A 14,017-nucleotide genomic window follows, 5' to 3' on the forward strand; every position below is an offset into this window, starting at 1 on the left:
TTATGCATCGATTTTAGCATAAACAGCATTTTCTTCTATAAACTCACGCCTTGGTGGAACTTCGTCACCCATGAGCATTGAGAAAATTCGATCTGCTTCTGCAGAATTATCGATAGTTACTTTTCGTAAAATTCTATTTTCGGGATTCATAGTCGTATCCCAAAGTTGTTCAGCATTCATTTCTCCTAAACCTTTGTAACGCTGAACTGAAACGCCACTTTTATATTCGTTGGCTATTTCATTTCTTTCTTTCTCATTCCAGGCATAACGCTTTTTGCTTCCTTTTTTGATCAAGTAAAGTGGTGGCGTTGCAATATAAACGTGAGCAGCCTCAATAAGTTCTTTCATATAACGGTAGAAAAAGGTCAATATTAAAGTAGCAATATGACTACCATCAACGTCTGCATCACACATGATCACTATTTTATGATACCTTAATTTTGATAAATTAAGTGCTTTAGAGTCATCTTCAGTACCAACTGTAACACCTAAAGCTGTGTAAATATTTCTAATTTCTTCATTTTCAAAAACGCGATGCTGCATGGCTTTTTCAACATTTAAAATTTTACCACGAAGTGGTAAAATAGCTTGAAAATTTCGGTCACGTCCTTGTTTAGCTGTACCACCTGCCGAGTCACCCTCGACAAGAAAAACTTCACATTTTTCAGGATCTTCTTCTGCACAATCTGATAGCTTTCCAGGCAAACCGCCACCGCTCATCACCGTTTTACGCTGCACCATTTCACGTGCTTTTTTAGCGGCATGGCGAGCTTGTGCTGCTAGAATTACTTTTTGGACAATGGTCTTAGCATCGTTAGGGTTTTCTTCAAGGTAAATATCAAGCATTTCTGAAACAGCTTGGGAAACTGCCGATGTTACTTCTCTATTACCTAGTTTAGTTTTGGTTTGACCTTCAAACTGAGGATGAGCCACTTTAACAGAAACAATAGCTGTTAAGCCTTCTCTAAAATCGTCTCCTGTAATTTCAAACTTCAACTTATCAAGCATGCCGGATTGATCAGCATACTTTTTTAAAGTTGACGTCAACCCGCGTCTAAACCCTGATAAATGCGTTCCGCCTTCATGAGTGTTAATGTTATTAACGTATGAGTATAGATTTTCTGCATATGAATTATTATAAATCATAGCAACTTCAACAGGAATATCATTTTTTTCACCTTCCATTGAAATCACATCACCAATTAGAGGTTCTCGTGATTCATCTAAAAATCTGATAAACTCTTTCAAACCTTCATCAGAATGAAATGCTTTATGAACAAATTCGCCGTCTTCAGTTTTCTTTCGACGATCAGTGATACTTATTTTAATACCTTTATTTAAAAACGCTAGCTCACGCAAACGCTTAGATAGCGTATCATAGTTATAGTCTATGGTTTCTTGAAATATTTCAAGGTCAGGTTTAAAGGTAACTTCAGTTCCATTAAGTTGTGTTTCTCCAGTTGGCTTTACAGGATACATCGCTTTACCGCGTTCATACTCTTGTTCCCAAATTTGACCATCTTTGTAAACTTTTACATGAGCGTTAGATGAAAGTGCATTAACTACTGACACACCAACACCATGTAAACCACCTGAAACTTTATATGAGTCTTTATCGAATTTACCACCAGCACCTATTTTAGTCATAACAACTTGCAAGGCTGAAACACCTTCTTTTTTGTGTATGTCTATAGGGATACCTCGACCGTTATCAACTGTGGTAACAGAACCATCTTCATTAATAGTGACATCAATTTTATCACAATGACCTGCCATGGCTTCGTCAATAGAATTATCGACGACTTCATATACTAGATGATGTAAACCTCTAGTACCAACATCTCCAATATACATTGAAGGTCTCATTCTAACATGCTCCATTCCTTCAAGCGCCTGAATACTATCGGCAGAATAATTATGCTTTTTTATGTCTTCACTCATAATAATTATTTAAAATGACTCACAAATATAAACAAACCAAGTGGTTTTTTCGATTATTTTATAGGCTTAAATTATGATTTGTTTTAGAATAATAATTGTTGTTTTTAACACTTTTTTACTGCCAGCTACCCTAAATTTGAACAAATCTTTTAAAAGTTAATATTATGAAATATGTTTTAAGTTTGTTTATTATAATTCTCTTATTCATAAATCCTTTACAAGCCCAAGATTTCAGTGATTTAGATAAGAGTCCAATGGATGCTGTGATTGCTCGAAATAATGATAATTCATCTCTTGCACGTGTGATTTATTCAAGACCACAAAAGAAAGGACGTGAAATTTTTGGAGAGTTAGTACCTTATGGAAAAATTTGGCGTACAGGAGCCAATGAAGCTACCGAGATTACATTTTATGATGATGTTGAATTTAATGGTAATAAAGTCGGTGCTGGAACTTATACATTATATACCATACCAAATGAAAAGAATTGGACAATCATTTTAAATAAAGATATTAATGTTTGGGGCGCCTACAAATATGATCAATCTAATGATGTTATGAGAACTGAAGTCAAAACAAATGAAACAGCAGCTACAGTTGAAAATTTCTCGATCACATTTAGACCTACGGACAATGGCGCTAATTTATTAATGGGCTGGGATAATGTGTACTTAGAAATTCCTATTAAAAATTAGTTTTTAAATGAGACTTGGTTAAAAACCCTGAATTGGAATTCAGGGTTTTTTAATTTTATATCTTAAAAGTTATAACATTGTCTTTAAAATATCTTCAATATCTTTTTCAGTTGTATCAGGGTTAATAAAACAAAAACGAGCGCAGGTTTCATTAGTTGAATTAGTTATCCATTTCGTTGGGGTAACTAAAGCAAAACCTTCATCATGATTTTTATAAGTCCAATCTCGATAATCTTCTGGCGTCCAGCCAATTCTTTTAAACAAGACACATGATAGGCCTGGTTCTCTAATTAATTCAACATGCGGCATTTGTTCAATTTGTTTTGCTGCATTCTGCGCTAAGCTCAATCCACGCTCAATAGCTTCTGTATATTTTTTAGTACCATGCATGGCTAAAGAATACCAAAGCGGTAATCCGCGAAGTCGCCTTGTCAGTTGTATTTGATAATCTGACGGGTTAAATCCTTGTGCACCTTCATCTTTAAAAATATCGAGATAAGACCCTTTTTGCGAATGTGCATTTCTAGCTAACTCCATATTCTTATAAATTACCGCTCCACAATCATAGGGAGAAAACATCCATTTATGAGGATCAATCGTAATGCTATCAGCTTTTTCAATACCTTTAAACAACGGCCTAACTGATGGTGCTGCCAAAGCGCCACCGCCATACGCAGCATCGACATGAAACCAAAGTTTTTCGGTTTTACAAATTTCAGCAATATGGTCTAGCTCGTCTATTATTCCTGCATTAGTAGTGCCTCCAGTTGCTACAACCGCAAATAAACGCTTACGGTCAAACTCAGATAAAGTAGAAATTGTGTTTTGCAAAGCTTCACCAGTGAGCTTATGCTCTTCATGATCGTCAACTGTAATAATATCTGCATCAATTACTTTTGCCATGGATTTTACAGATGAGTGTGCTCCCATTGAAGTAATCACTAAAGCCTTTAAACTTTTGTTTTGATCATCTAAGGTTCGCCAGTATTCTCTTGCAGCAATCATAGCCGAAAGATTGGCTGCTGTGCCTCCACTTGTAAATACGCCAAATGCATTTTCTGGTAATCCAGTTAGAGACACTAACCATTTCATAGCTTGATTTTCACAAAAAATTCCGCCACCGCCTGTCATCCAATAGGCACCATGAATACTGGCTGCCGATGTTACCAAATCGAATAAAATGGCTGCTCGTGTTGGCGCTGCCGGAACAAAGGCTAAATGTCGTGGATGATCTACTGGTACAGATGCTTTAACCAACACATCTTTAAAAAGTCGGAATGCCTCTTCGCCTCCAATTCCTTTTTCAGTAACAGTTTCGCCTACTAATTTTAAAAGCTCTTCTTCTTTTTTTGGCTTACTAAGATCTGGAGACGTATTAGAGATTCTATTAATGGCATATTTCATGATATCTAGCGTCATTTCTACAGTTTCTAGATCTATGGAGTGCATACTTTTCATGAGTGTGTTTTATTAATGTTTAACTTATGAGGGTAATCTGTTTAACTTCAACTGAATCTATAAGCAAACTGAAGTCGAATAATTAATTTTCAATATGGTAAATATCAAGTTCTATTGCAGTAAATTTTCCGCTCAAAGGCTTTAGTTGATCTTTCAAAACTTGTATAAAATCTTTGCCAGTATCTACATAAACTTCGCTAAAATTAAGGTAGCGTTCTTGTAAGCCACCGTTCGGAAACAACATATCTTGTAATGAAACAGCTCTTTTTAAGTGGTCGCTCAACTTCCGCTTTTGAGCTTTAAGCAATCGTTTTTCTAAATGCTTTAGTCCATTGATTTGTTTTTGCTCTTGAGCAGCAACAGCACCTTCAAAAGAAGCATCAGTTAATAAAGCAGTTCTATACAAACTTGAAAATTGTTGTTTTAAATATTGAATTTGTTCAGAAAAATCAATTTCGATTTCAGATTCTTTTTTTACAATCTTCTCGGTTAAATCTGCCTGGCTTAGAAATAAATCTTGAATGCTCAAGTTAAGTTGTTTTAATTTTTTTGCTGTTTTATCTGAGTAAAGTAAAACTGAATTACGAAGTAAAAGCAATGGGAAAGTAATTTGTTGTGAGTCGAAAAAAGATTTTAATTGAAGCCAATAGGCTAACTCTCCGCCACCACCAATATAACATAAATTTGGAAGAATAACCTCTTGATATAGCGGTCTCATAATCACATTTGGCGAAAAACGTTCAGGGTGCTCATCTACTAGTTGAAGTATTTCAGTTTCAGAAAACTTAAGTTGCGTTTCTAAAACATGATAATGACCGTCGTGTTTAACAATACGCTCACGGATGCCTTTTTCAATATAAAATAAATTAATTTCGCGGGGATTAACTTGAATATTGTATCCCTTTTCTTTCAAGTTTTCTGATTGTAAAAGCACATGTTGATGCGCTGTTTGATCAAGCAATTCATTTTTAATATAACTTTTAAAACAATGCTTTAATTGAGGATGATTTGGTTTTAAAACCACTAAACCGTATTTAGTGAATAAGGTATTAACTAAATAAAAATGTGCATCTGCTAAATTATCATGGCCAACATAAGCTTGTTGGAATAAATTTAATAAATCTTCGGCATTTTTATGATTTCCAAATAATTCTGATAACTGATTCAAAAACTCATCTATTGAAGAAGTTGAAAACTCACCTACGGGACCATTTTGTTCACTTTTCCAACTTACTTTTTTACGTTTAAAATTAAAAAAATTGATTTCGTCAAAATCATGATCTTCTGAAGCCATCCAATACAATGGCACAAAATTTTGTTCAGGGTACGCTTCAGAAAGTTCTTGGCACAAATTTATGGTCGAAATGATTTTGTAAAAAAAATACAGTGGACCAGTAAATAAATTAAGCTGATGGCCAGTTGTAACTGTAAATGTATTCTCTAACTTTAGGTTTTCAATATTAGTTAAAGTCTGTTGTGATGCATCGATTGAACTATAATCGTTTTGAAGCACTTTGTTTAGAACTTGACGATTTTTTTGATTAAAGTTCTTAGATTTAGATTCTAATTGTACTTTAAAAGCTTCAATACTTGGAAAATTTGAAATAAACGCTTTAAAATCTGGTGATTGTTCTACATAATTATAAACCAATTCTGAAAAATGATTGGTGTCTCGATATTTTAAACAGTCTACCATAATATATGCCTTTAAGTCAACACAAAAATAAGCTAGAGAAGTTAAAATGCTCCTAATTAATCGTTAATTGCTTGAGTCTATAGGTTCGCCATATAAGTCAAAATCTTCGGCTTGAGTAATTTTAATTTGAGCAAAGTCGCCTAACTTCAGATAATATTTTCTAGCATCTACACGAACTTCATTATCTACATCTGGTGAATCAAATTCAGTTCTTCCAACAAAATAATTACCTTCTTTACGGTCAAAAACGCACTTAAATACTTGTCCTATTTTTTCTTGATTGAGTTCCCATGAAATTTGCGATTGTATTTCCATGATTTCATTAGCGCGTTGCATTTTAACTTCATCAGGCACATCATCTTCAAGACTATAAGCATGCGTGTTTTCTTCGTGAGAATACGTAAAACAGCCTAAACGCTCGAAGCGCATTTCTTTAACCCATTGCTTTAATTCTTCAAAATCAGCTTCTGTTTCGCCAGGATAACCAACTATCAATGTGGTTCTAATAGCCATGTTAGGTACTTTCTCACGAAACTTATAGAGTAAATTAGTTGTTTTTTCGTGAGTGGTACCGCGCCGCATTGATTTTAAAAGATGGTCTGAGATATGCTGAAGCGGAATATCTATATAGTTACAAACTTTTGGTTCATTTTTAATTACATCAAGCACATCAATTGGAAATCCAGTAGGGAAAGCATAATGAAGTCTAATCCACTCAATACCTTCAACTTTTACGAGTTGTTGAAGCAAGGCTGCTAAGTTTCTTTTTTTGTATAAATCTAAACCGTAATAGGTTAAATCTTGGGCGATTAAAATTAATTCTTTAACACCATTTGAAGCCAGTTTAGTGGCTTCTTCAACTAATTCTTCAATTGGTTTAGACTTGTGTCCGCCACGCATTAATGGTATTGCGCAAAACGAGCATGGCCGATCACAACCTTCAGCAATCTTTAAAAAGGCATAGTTTTTTGGTGTTGTGGTTAAGCGCTCGCCAATTAACTCATGCTTATAATCTGCACCGAGTGCCTTTAATAAGGCTGGTAATTCGGTGGTTCCAAAATATTGATCTACGTTAGGGATCTCTTTTTGTAAATCTGGTTTATAGCGTTCAGATAAGCAACCTGTTACAAAAACTTTCTCGACTTCTCCAGCTTCTTTACGCTCAACAAAGTCAAGAATGGTATTTACAGACTGCTCTTTAGCATTATCAATAAAACCACAAGTGTTAATAACAACTACATCACCTTCTTGCTCGTGAACAACCTCTTTTTGATTGGCTTTGAGTTGCCCCATTAGTACTTCAGAATCATAAATATTTTTACTACATCCTAAAGTAACCACATTAATTTTGTGCTTTTTAAGGGTTTTTGTGCGCATATAAATTTATTGTAAAATTGAGTTTAACCAAACCACGGCTTCAGCCTCGTAATATCGAATTGACGAAATCACTAAAATACTAATGATGACAAAAAACCAATTGGTTTGTTCAGATTTAAGCAAATACCAAGCAATTAAGCCAAGTACAAGTAATGGTATTGTAAGGATTAAATTAGGTAAAACCCAAGCACCATTAAAAATAGCAGATAATTTTAAAATGAAATAAAATCCTGCATAGATTGCTGTGATTTTAGTGATTGTTAATTTAGTGCGCTCACTACTAAAAGGTTTAGATGGTTTCTGTTCGGTCATAGTTATTTATTGAAAAACGAATCGACAAATTCATATTTATTAAAAATTTGCAGATCATTAATACCTTCGCCAACACCGATATATTTTACAGGAACTTTAAACTGATCACTTATACCTATAACAACTCCACCTTTGGCTGTACCATCTAATTTAGTAACGGCAAGTGCCGTAACTTCAGTCGCTGCGGTAAACTGTTTGGCTTGTTCAAAAGCATTTTGCCCAGTTGAACCATCTAACACAAGTAGAACTTCGTGAGGCGCATCATCAACAACTTTTTGCATAACACGTTTAATTTTCGTCAACTCGTTCATCAGGTTGACTTTATTATGTAAACGACCGGCAGTATCTAAAATAACAACATCAGCATCTTTTTTAACAGCACTTTGAACAGTATCAAAAGCTACAGATGCGGGATCGCTTCCCATCTTTTGTTTAATAATAGGTACATCAACGCGGTCGGCCCAAATTTGAAGTTGGTCTATAGCGGCTGCTCTAAATGTATCTCCTGCACCTAACACTACTTTTTTTCCTTGATTTTTGAATTGTTGAGCTAATTTACCAATAGTAGTTGTTTTACCTACACCATTAACACCTACCACCATAATCACATATGGTTTGACGCCTTCTGGGATGTAAAGAGATTCATAGTTACCATGTTCTTGTTCACTTAAAAGACCCGCAATTTCTTCGCGAAGTATTTGATTAAGTTCATCTGTACCTAAATATTTATCTCGAGAAACACGCTCTTGAATTCGGTCTATTATTTTAATCGTCGTAGCCACTCCAACATCGCTAGAAATCAAAACTTCTTCAAGATTATCTAAAACTGCATCATCTACTTTAGACTTACCTGCAACGGCTTTAGATAGTTTACCAAAAAAAGAAGATTTAGATTTCTCAAGACCTTCATTTAACTTTTCTTTTTTGTCTTTAGAGAATATATTTTTAAAAAATCCCATATTAATTATGGTTTAGAGCTAACAGCTGTGATTATTAAAATAGTTAGCAAATATAGTGAAAAAACAAAAAGCCGTCACTTAATTGTAACGGCTTTGTTATATTGAATTGTAATGAACTTACTTCGCTTTAAAGTAATCATTTACATTTTCTGGATTCATTATTTTCTCCTCAAATACATAAGCACCAGTTTTAGGTGATTTCACCATTCTGATGGCTTTTGTTAGACGTTTGCTACCTGTTTGTATAGATGCGACTGATTTCTTTGCCATAACTACTTAATTTCTTTGTGAATTGTCATTTTTTTCATGATAGGATTAAATTTCTTTAATTCTAATCTATCAGGTGTGTTTCTTTTATTCTTAGTCGTAACATAACGAGAAGTTCCAGACAAGCCTGAATTTTTATGCTCGGTACATTCTAATATCACTTGAACTCTATTTCCTTTCTTTGCCATGGCCTAATTATTTTTTCAAGAAACCTTTTGCTCTAGCCTCTTTTAAAACTGCTGAAATTCCTTTTTTGTTGATCGTTTTTAACGCAGAAGTCGCTACCTTAAGGGTAATCCATTTATCTTCTTCAGGAATATAAAAACGTTTTTTAACTAAGTTAACGCTAAATTTCCTTTTTGTTCTATTTAAGGCATGAGAAACATTGTTTCCCGTCATTGCTCTTTTACCAGTAAGTTCACAAACTCTAGACATTTTTACTTGTATTTAGGTGTTATTTAAAACAGGATGCAAATTAAAGACTTTTTTCTGAATTAGCCAAAATAAAACTTTGCCAAATTTAATTAATTTATAGATTTGAAATGAGTAATTAATGTTGTTGAGTTTTGAAAAAGTAGTTATATCAATTTTCACAGACTATTAGGGTTAATGCAAAAATCAATGGCTCATCAAAGACTTTAACTATTAATGTGCTAATATTAAATTGCAACTCGATATCTACAACGAAATATTTAACGTGCAACTCTTAGAAAAGATTTCAACAATCAGTATTACCACCATTAATCCATAATACAATGCTATTTTTAATAAATGCTTCAAGTCCTGTCTCCTGAATTTGAACATTCTTTTTTATACGAATACAACCTTTTCCTAAATCAAAATCTTTTAATAATTCTTGAGCATGACTAACTTTATGAATAGTTCCAACGTAAAGACTTACATAAGCCTTTTGAACATTTAAGTTGAAAATTGTTTTTTTGTTATATTTAAATGAGAGCATTTTATATTCAATACCTTCAATTAAGTCGGGCCCATTTTTTTTAATCATTTCGTAAACCAACACAAGCTTCTCCTTTCTCCAGTCATTTTCAAGCTTATCAAAATATTCTCTAGGTGTTTTTACGTCGTATAACATAACTCAAAATTTATTTAACATTAAACAACTCGTTATATAACAACTCAAGAGATTTATTGACCGCTTTTTGAGTGACGCGTTCGCGATGATTCCCAAAATTAAAATCAAAAACCTTAACCCCATTTGGCGTTGCTATTGCTATATAAACGGTGCCAATTTCAGCATCACTGTCACCTTTTTCAGGACCAGCATTTCCTGTGGTCGCAATAGCATAATCAGCTTTAAACAATTGTTGTGAGCGCTGTGCCATTTGTCTTGTAATTTCAGCACTTACAACTGAGTGTTGCTTGATGACTTTTTCAGAAATACCTAAAACATCATGTTTCGCCGAAGTTGCGTAGCTTACAATTGAGCCTTTGTAAAATTGAGATGCACCTGGTTTTTCTGTAAAAGCTGCTGCTAATCGACCACCTGTACAGCTTTCAGCAGTTACAAGCGTTTTTTGGTCACTCACAAGTTTTTTGGCAATTTGTTCTTCTAAACTTAACTCATCTTCAAAACCTTTAATGATATCTCCAATTAAAGGAAACAAAGCTTTTACAGCTTGATTTATTGATTCTTCAAGATATTCCCGATTAAAACCTTTAGCAGACAAACGTAACCTTACACGCCCTAAACTTGGCAAATAAGCAAGCTTGATCACATCTGGCAAATTGGCTTCCCAATCTGCTATATTTTCAGCAATTGCACTTTCTCCTAAACCATAAGTTAAAACAGTTTTATGAAGTATAAATGGTGTTTCGTATTTATCTTGAAGTTTAGCTAAAACTTCATTAGTGAAAATAGATTTCATTTCGAACGGAACACCTGGCATAGAGATAAATACTTTTTGCGCTTGATCAAACCACATTCCTGGCGCGGTACCATATTGATTGTGTAAAACCTCAGCTGTTTTTGGTAACATAGCCTGAGTTTTATTAGCTTCTAAAATTGGCGTTTTGACATATTTTTTAAAAAGTTCTTCTACATGAGCTAATACATCTTCGTTAAGTTTTAATTCATCATTAAAAAACTCACAAAATGTGTGTTTAGTAATATCGTCTTTTGTTGGTCCTAAACCACCAGTTACTATAATTACATCAGCGCGATTAGAAGCCTCTTCTAAAGCATTTAATATATGAAGGCGCTCATCTTGAACTGATGAAATTTGGTAGACTTGAATTCCTATTTTATTCAATTCTTTTGCTAAAAAAGCAGAATTAGTATCAATTATTTGACCAATTAAAATTTCATCTCCTATAGTTATTATCTCAGCTTTCATGATGTTACTTTATACGTAGATCTATTAATTGTTGACCTTCTAAACTTGCTTTTAGATGATCATTAACTTCAACAGGACCAACACCAGCTGGAGTTCCAGTAAAAATCAAATCACCAATTTTTAAAGTAAAATATTGAGAAACGTTTGCAATAATTTCATCTACACTAAAAAGCATTTGACTGGTATTTCCTTGTTGTACCGTTAGGTTATTTTTTAATAAGCTGAAATTTAGTTGTTGTAAATCTTCAAATTGTGACTTATCGAGCCATTGATTTCCTAAAACACAAGAACCATCAAAACCTTTAGCTTTTTCCCATGGTAAACCTTGTTGTTTTAATTGCTGTTGCAAATCCCTAGCAGTAAAATCGATTCCTAAACCTATTTCCTGATAATACTTGTGTGCAAACTTTTGGTCGATATGTTTGCCGAGTCGATTAATTTTAACAACAAGTTCTAGCTCATAATGAATGTTATTTGAAAACTCTGGTATGAAAAAGGCTTGATTTTTAGGTAAAACTGAAGAATCAGGTTTTAAAAAAATAACAGGTGCTTCGAGTTTTTGATTGCCTAATTCTGAAATATGGTCATTATAGTTACGACCTATACAAATAATTTTCATGCTTTAAGGTGGTTTATTTGGTCGCTAATTTTCTCAATTTAATACGCGTTAATATTTTTTTTGTGTAGCGTGGAAAGTCCGCATTCTGAATCCAGCCAAAGTAACCAGGTTCTTGCTCTAAAACATCTTCAGCTTTTTTGCCTTTGTGTTTACCAAATGAAAAGACTTCTTCTCCATTTTTATTAAATACTAAAAACCCTGCAAGATCTGCAAATTTTTTGTGCGCACTAAATTCAGCTAGCCATTTGGTATCGTTTTGTAAATCTTGATAACGGTCAAGTTGAGATTTTAGCACTTCATAAGTTGCATTGGTATCAGCTTCAGCAGAATGGGCATCATCTAAGTTTTTATTACAGTAAAATTTATAAGCTGCCTCAAGCGTACGTTTTTCTTTCTTGTGAAATATGGTTTGCACATCAATTGCTTTAACCTTGTCAAGATCAAAATCAATTTCAGTGCGCAACATTTCTTCAGCTAGCAGAGGAATGTCGAATCGATTACTATTATAGCCAGCTAAATCTGCACCTTCGAGTAATTGCTGTATTTTAGGTGCTAATTCACTAAAAGTAGGTTCATTTTCAACATCCTTATCGCTAATTCCATGAACAGCAGTTGTTTCTGCCGGGATTGGAATACCTGGATTAACACGCCATGTGTAAGACTCTTTATTATGATTCGGAAAAACTTTTAGGATAGAAATTTCGACAATGCGATCTTTAGTGATATTTATTCCTGTAGTTTCAAGGTCGAAAAAGCAAATTGGTTTATGAAGATTTAATTCCATTTAATATTTTTTCACAAAAATAGGATTATTAAAATCTTCAACTTCAAAAAAAATGAGTTTATAATATAATTGGAAATTTTTTAATATATTTCAAAAAATTATTCCTGAATGAATTTACGCTATGTTTCCTATATGAGTGTGCAAACTCAAGTTATGAGCAAAACTGAAGTTGAAAATTTTTTATTCAAAATCAGAGAAAAAAATAAACGCTTAGCAATTACTGGTGTTTTATTATTAATTCAGGGAAAATTTGTGCAATACATTGAAGGTCCTAATGAAGAAATTGATCTTGTTTATAAAAAAATTAAGCACGACCCAAGACATAATGACTTATTACTTTTAGATGACGGTTATCTTGAAAATAGACAATTCACAAACTGGTCTATGGCTTATAAAGAGGTTGAAGACAATCATATTAAAAGTATTGTTGGCCGAAAAGATTTAAATCTTGATGATGTTTTTTTAAATCCTACTGAAGACAAAACGCACCCTGTTTTAAAAATATTATACAATTTCACCAAAACGTTATCAAGCTAAAAAAAGAGCCTACAAACATAATTGAAGGCTCTTTATAAAAATTAATAATGCTAGGCTAGTTATTTTCTAGCTATAACAGCTTTAGCTTTCTCTATAATAGCGGCAGCATTTAAACCGTATTTTTCCATTAATTGTGCAGGTGTTCCACTTTCTCCAAATGTATCTTCAGTTGCAACGAACTCTTGAGGCACTGGATGATTTTGTGTTAAGGTTCTGGCAACACTTTCACCTAAACCACCTAAAAAGTTATGCTCTTCGGCGGTAACTACACATTTTGTTTTCGCAACCGACTTTAAAATAGCGTCTTCATCAAGTGGCTTTATTGTATGAATGTTTATCACTTCTGCACTTATGCCAGCTTCGTTTAAAGCCTTAGCCGCTTCTAGTGCTTCCCAAACTAAATGCCCTGTCGCAATTATACTTACATCTTTACCTTCAGTTAATTGTACTGCTTTTCCAATCTCAAAATTTTGATCGTCTGGTGTGAAATTGGCTACTTTTGGTCTTCCAAAGCGTAAATAAACAGGACCGTCATGCTCAGCAATAGCAATGGTTGCTGCTTTAGTTTGGTTATAATCGCAAGTATTAATAACCGTCATACCTGGTAACATTTTCATCAAACCAATATCTTCTAAGATTTGGTGTGTTGCGCCGTCTTCACCTAGGGTTAAACCAGCATGTGATGCACAAATTTTTACATTTTTACCTGAGTAGGCAACCGATTGTCTAATTTGATCATAAACGCGGCCAGTTGAAAAATTAGCGAAAGTTCCTGTAAACGGAATTTTACCGCCTATGGTTAATCCTGCAGCAATACCAATCATATTGGCCTCAGCAATTCCTACTTGAAAAAAACGTTCTGGATGATTCGCTTTAAAAGCATCCATTTTTAACGAACCTGTTAAATCAGCACATAAAGCAACTACATTTTCATTTTGTTGACCTAAAACTTCTAGTCCAGCTCCAAAGCCAGATCTCGTATCTATATTTCCGCTATTTGTATATGTTTTCATGA

Annotated in this window: 16 protein-coding genes; 2 read left to right on the forward strand and 14 right to left on the reverse strand. The window is 33.8% G+C overall.

Annotated features, from left to right (window positions below; translation table 11 throughout):
- Positions 1–1,941 (reverse strand): DNA topoisomerase (ATP-hydrolyzing) subunit B, encoded by a 1,941-nt coding sequence (gene gyrB / locus BUB82_RS08940; RefSeq protein ID WP_073193283.1) that lies wholly within the window; start codon positions 1,939–1,941, stop codon positions 1–3.
- A gap of 164 nt (positions 1,942–2,105) precedes the next feature.
- On the opposite strand from gyrB, the gene BUB82_RS08945 reads away from it, so the two are divergent.
- The gene (locus BUB82_RS08945; RefSeq protein ID WP_073193284.1) at positions 2,106–2,636 is read left to right on the forward strand and encodes a DUF2911 domain-containing protein; all 531 of its coding nucleotides are present in this window, start codon (positions 2,106–2,108) and stop codon (positions 2,634–2,636) included.
- A 69-nt stretch (positions 2,637–2,705) separates the two neighbouring features.
- Here BUB82_RS08945 and BUB82_RS08950 read toward each other — a convergent pair whose 3' ends face one another.
- From BUB82_RS08950 to BUB82_RS09005, 12 genes are all read right to left on the reverse strand, one after another.
- A complete protein-coding gene (locus BUB82_RS08950; protein WP_073193285.1) occupies positions 2,706–4,094 on the reverse strand; it encodes a pyridoxal phosphate-dependent decarboxylase family protein in 1,389 nt (462 codons plus the stop codon).
- Positions 4,095–4,176: 82 nt separating this feature from the next.
- Entirely contained in the window at positions 4,177–5,790 is a 1,614-nt protein-coding gene (bshC, locus tag BUB82_RS08955; RefSeq protein WP_073193286.1) for a bacillithiol biosynthesis cysteine-adding enzyme BshC, read from the reverse strand.
- A 63-nt stretch (positions 5,791–5,853) separates the two neighbouring features.
- Positions 5,854–7,167, reverse strand: coding sequence for a 30S ribosomal protein S12 methylthiotransferase RimO (gene rimO / locus BUB82_RS08960; protein ID WP_073193287.1), 1,314 nt, complete (start codon positions 7,165–7,167; stop codon positions 5,854–5,856).
- Positions 7,168–7,173: 6 nt separating this feature from the next.
- A complete protein-coding gene (locus tag BUB82_RS08965) occupies positions 7,174–7,479 on the reverse strand; it encodes a hypothetical protein (RefSeq protein WP_073193288.1) in 306 nt (101 codons plus the stop codon).
- Between the two features lie 2 nt (positions 7,480–7,481).
- On the reverse strand, positions 7,482–8,438 hold the full coding sequence (ftsY, locus tag BUB82_RS08970; RefSeq protein WP_073193289.1) for a signal recognition particle-docking protein FtsY: 957 nt from the start codon (positions 8,436–8,438) through the stop codon (positions 7,482–7,484).
- Between the two features lie 117 nt (positions 8,439–8,555).
- Positions 8,556–8,708, reverse strand: a complete 153-nt coding sequence (locus BUB82_RS08975; RefSeq protein ID WP_073193290.1) for a DUF4295 domain-containing protein — start codon at positions 8,706–8,708, stop codon at positions 8,556–8,558.
- A gap of 2 nt (positions 8,709–8,710) precedes the next feature.
- Positions 8,711–8,893 (reverse strand): 50S ribosomal protein L33, encoded by a 183-nt coding sequence (gene rpmG / locus BUB82_RS08980; protein WP_073193291.1) that lies wholly within the window; start codon positions 8,891–8,893, stop codon positions 8,711–8,713.
- Positions 8,894–8,900: 7 nt separating this feature from the next.
- Positions 8,901–9,140 carry a 50S ribosomal protein L28 gene (gene rpmB, locus BUB82_RS08985; RefSeq protein ID WP_073193292.1) on the reverse strand — a complete coding sequence of 80 codons (240 nt, stop codon included), beginning with the start codon at positions 9,138–9,140 and terminating at the stop codon, positions 8,901–8,903.
- A 283-nt stretch (positions 9,141–9,423) separates the two neighbouring features.
- Positions 9,424–9,801 (reverse strand): iron chaperone, encoded by a 378-nt coding sequence (locus tag BUB82_RS08990; RefSeq protein WP_073193293.1) that lies wholly within the window; start codon positions 9,799–9,801, stop codon positions 9,424–9,426.
- A gap of 10 nt (positions 9,802–9,811) precedes the next feature.
- Positions 9,812–11,062 carry a competence/damage-inducible protein A gene (locus BUB82_RS08995; RefSeq protein WP_073193294.1) on the reverse strand — a complete coding sequence of 417 codons (1,251 nt, stop codon included), beginning with the start codon at positions 11,060–11,062 and terminating at the stop codon, positions 9,812–9,814.
- A 4-nt stretch (positions 11,063–11,066) separates the two neighbouring features.
- The gene (locus BUB82_RS09000; protein ID WP_073193295.1) at positions 11,067–11,681 is read right to left on the reverse strand and encodes a fumarylacetoacetate hydrolase family protein; all 615 of its coding nucleotides are present in this window, start codon (positions 11,679–11,681) and stop codon (positions 11,067–11,069) included.
- A gap of 13 nt (positions 11,682–11,694) precedes the next feature.
- The gene (locus tag BUB82_RS09005) at positions 11,695–12,465 is read right to left on the reverse strand and encodes a 3'-5' exonuclease (RefSeq protein ID WP_073193296.1); all 771 of its coding nucleotides are present in this window, start codon (positions 12,463–12,465) and stop codon (positions 11,695–11,697) included.
- Positions 12,466–12,573: 108 nt separating this feature from the next.
- Here BUB82_RS09005 and BUB82_RS09010 point away from each other — a divergent pair, with 108 nt between their 5' ends.
- Positions 12,574–13,002 carry a BLUF domain-containing protein gene (locus tag BUB82_RS09010; protein ID WP_073193297.1) on the forward strand — a complete coding sequence of 143 codons (429 nt, stop codon included), beginning with the start codon at positions 12,574–12,576 and terminating at the stop codon, positions 13,000–13,002.
- A 59-nt stretch (positions 13,003–13,061) separates the two neighbouring features.
- Here the strand turns inward: BUB82_RS09010 and BUB82_RS09015 are convergent, their stop codons facing one another.
- On the reverse strand, positions 13,062–14,015 hold the full coding sequence (locus BUB82_RS09015) for a transketolase family protein (RefSeq protein WP_073193298.1): 954 nt from the start codon (positions 14,013–14,015) through the stop codon (positions 13,062–13,064).
- Positions 14,016–14,017: the final 2 nt, after the last annotated feature.

Origin of the sequence: Psychroflexus salarius (genome assembly GCF_900129035.1) — a bacterium.
GTDB classification, from domain to species: domain Bacteria; phylum Bacteroidota; class Bacteroidia; order Flavobacteriales; family Flavobacteriaceae; genus Psychroflexus; species Psychroflexus salarius.

Bases quoted from the DNA above. Each gene is read 5' to 3' on its own strand.
- gyrB (WP_073193283.1), bottom strand. From the start codon at position 1,941: ATGAGTGAAGACATAAAAAAGCATAATTATTCTGCCGATAGTATTCAG.
- BUB82_RS08945 (WP_073193284.1), top strand. From the start codon at position 2,106: ATGAAATATGTTTTAAGTTTGTTTATTATAATTCTCTTATTCATAAAT.
- BUB82_RS08950 (WP_073193285.1), bottom strand. From the start codon at position 4,094: ATGAAAAGTATGCACTCCATAGATCTAGAAACTGTAGAAATGACGCTA.
- bshC (WP_073193286.1), bottom strand. From the start codon at position 5,790: ATGGTAGACTGTTTAAAATATCGAGACACCAATCATTTTTCAGAATTG.
- rimO (WP_073193287.1), bottom strand. From the start codon at position 7,167: ATGCGCACAAAAACCCTTAAAAAGCACAAAATTAATGTGGTTACTTTA.
- BUB82_RS08965 (WP_073193288.1), bottom strand. From the start codon at position 7,479: ATGACCGAACAGAAACCATCTAAACCTTTTAGTAGTGAGCGCACTAAA.
- ftsY (WP_073193289.1), bottom strand. From the start codon at position 8,438: ATGGGATTTTTTAAAAATATATTCTCTAAAGACAAAAAAGAAAAGTTA.
- BUB82_RS08975 (WP_073193290.1), bottom strand. From the start codon at position 8,708: ATGGCAAAGAAATCAGTCGCATCTATACAAACAGGTAGCAAACGTCTA.
- rpmG (WP_073193291.1), bottom strand. From the start codon at position 8,893: ATGGCAAAGAAAGGAAATAGAGTTCAAGTGATATTAGAATGTACCGAG.
- rpmB (WP_073193292.1), bottom strand. From the start codon at position 9,140: ATGTCTAGAGTTTGTGAACTTACTGGTAAAAGAGCAATGACGGGAAAC.
- BUB82_RS08990 (WP_073193293.1), bottom strand. From the start codon at position 9,801: ATGTTATACGACGTAAAAACACCTAGAGAATATTTTGATAAGCTTGAA.
- BUB82_RS08995 (WP_073193294.1), bottom strand. From the start codon at position 11,062: ATGAAAGCTGAGATAATAACTATAGGAGATGAAATTTTAATTGGTCAA.
- BUB82_RS09000 (WP_073193295.1), bottom strand. From the start codon at position 11,681: ATGAAAATTATTTGTATAGGTCGTAACTATAATGACCATATTTCAGAA.
- BUB82_RS09005 (WP_073193296.1), bottom strand. From the start codon at position 12,465: ATGGAATTAAATCTTCATAAACCAATTTGCTTTTTCGACCTTGAAACT.
- BUB82_RS09010 (WP_073193297.1), top strand. From the start codon at position 12,574: ATGAATTTACGCTATGTTTCCTATATGAGTGTGCAAACTCAAGTTATG.
- BUB82_RS09015 (WP_073193298.1), bottom strand. From the start codon at position 14,015: ATGAAAACATATACAAATAGCGGAAATATAGATACGAGATCTGGCTTT.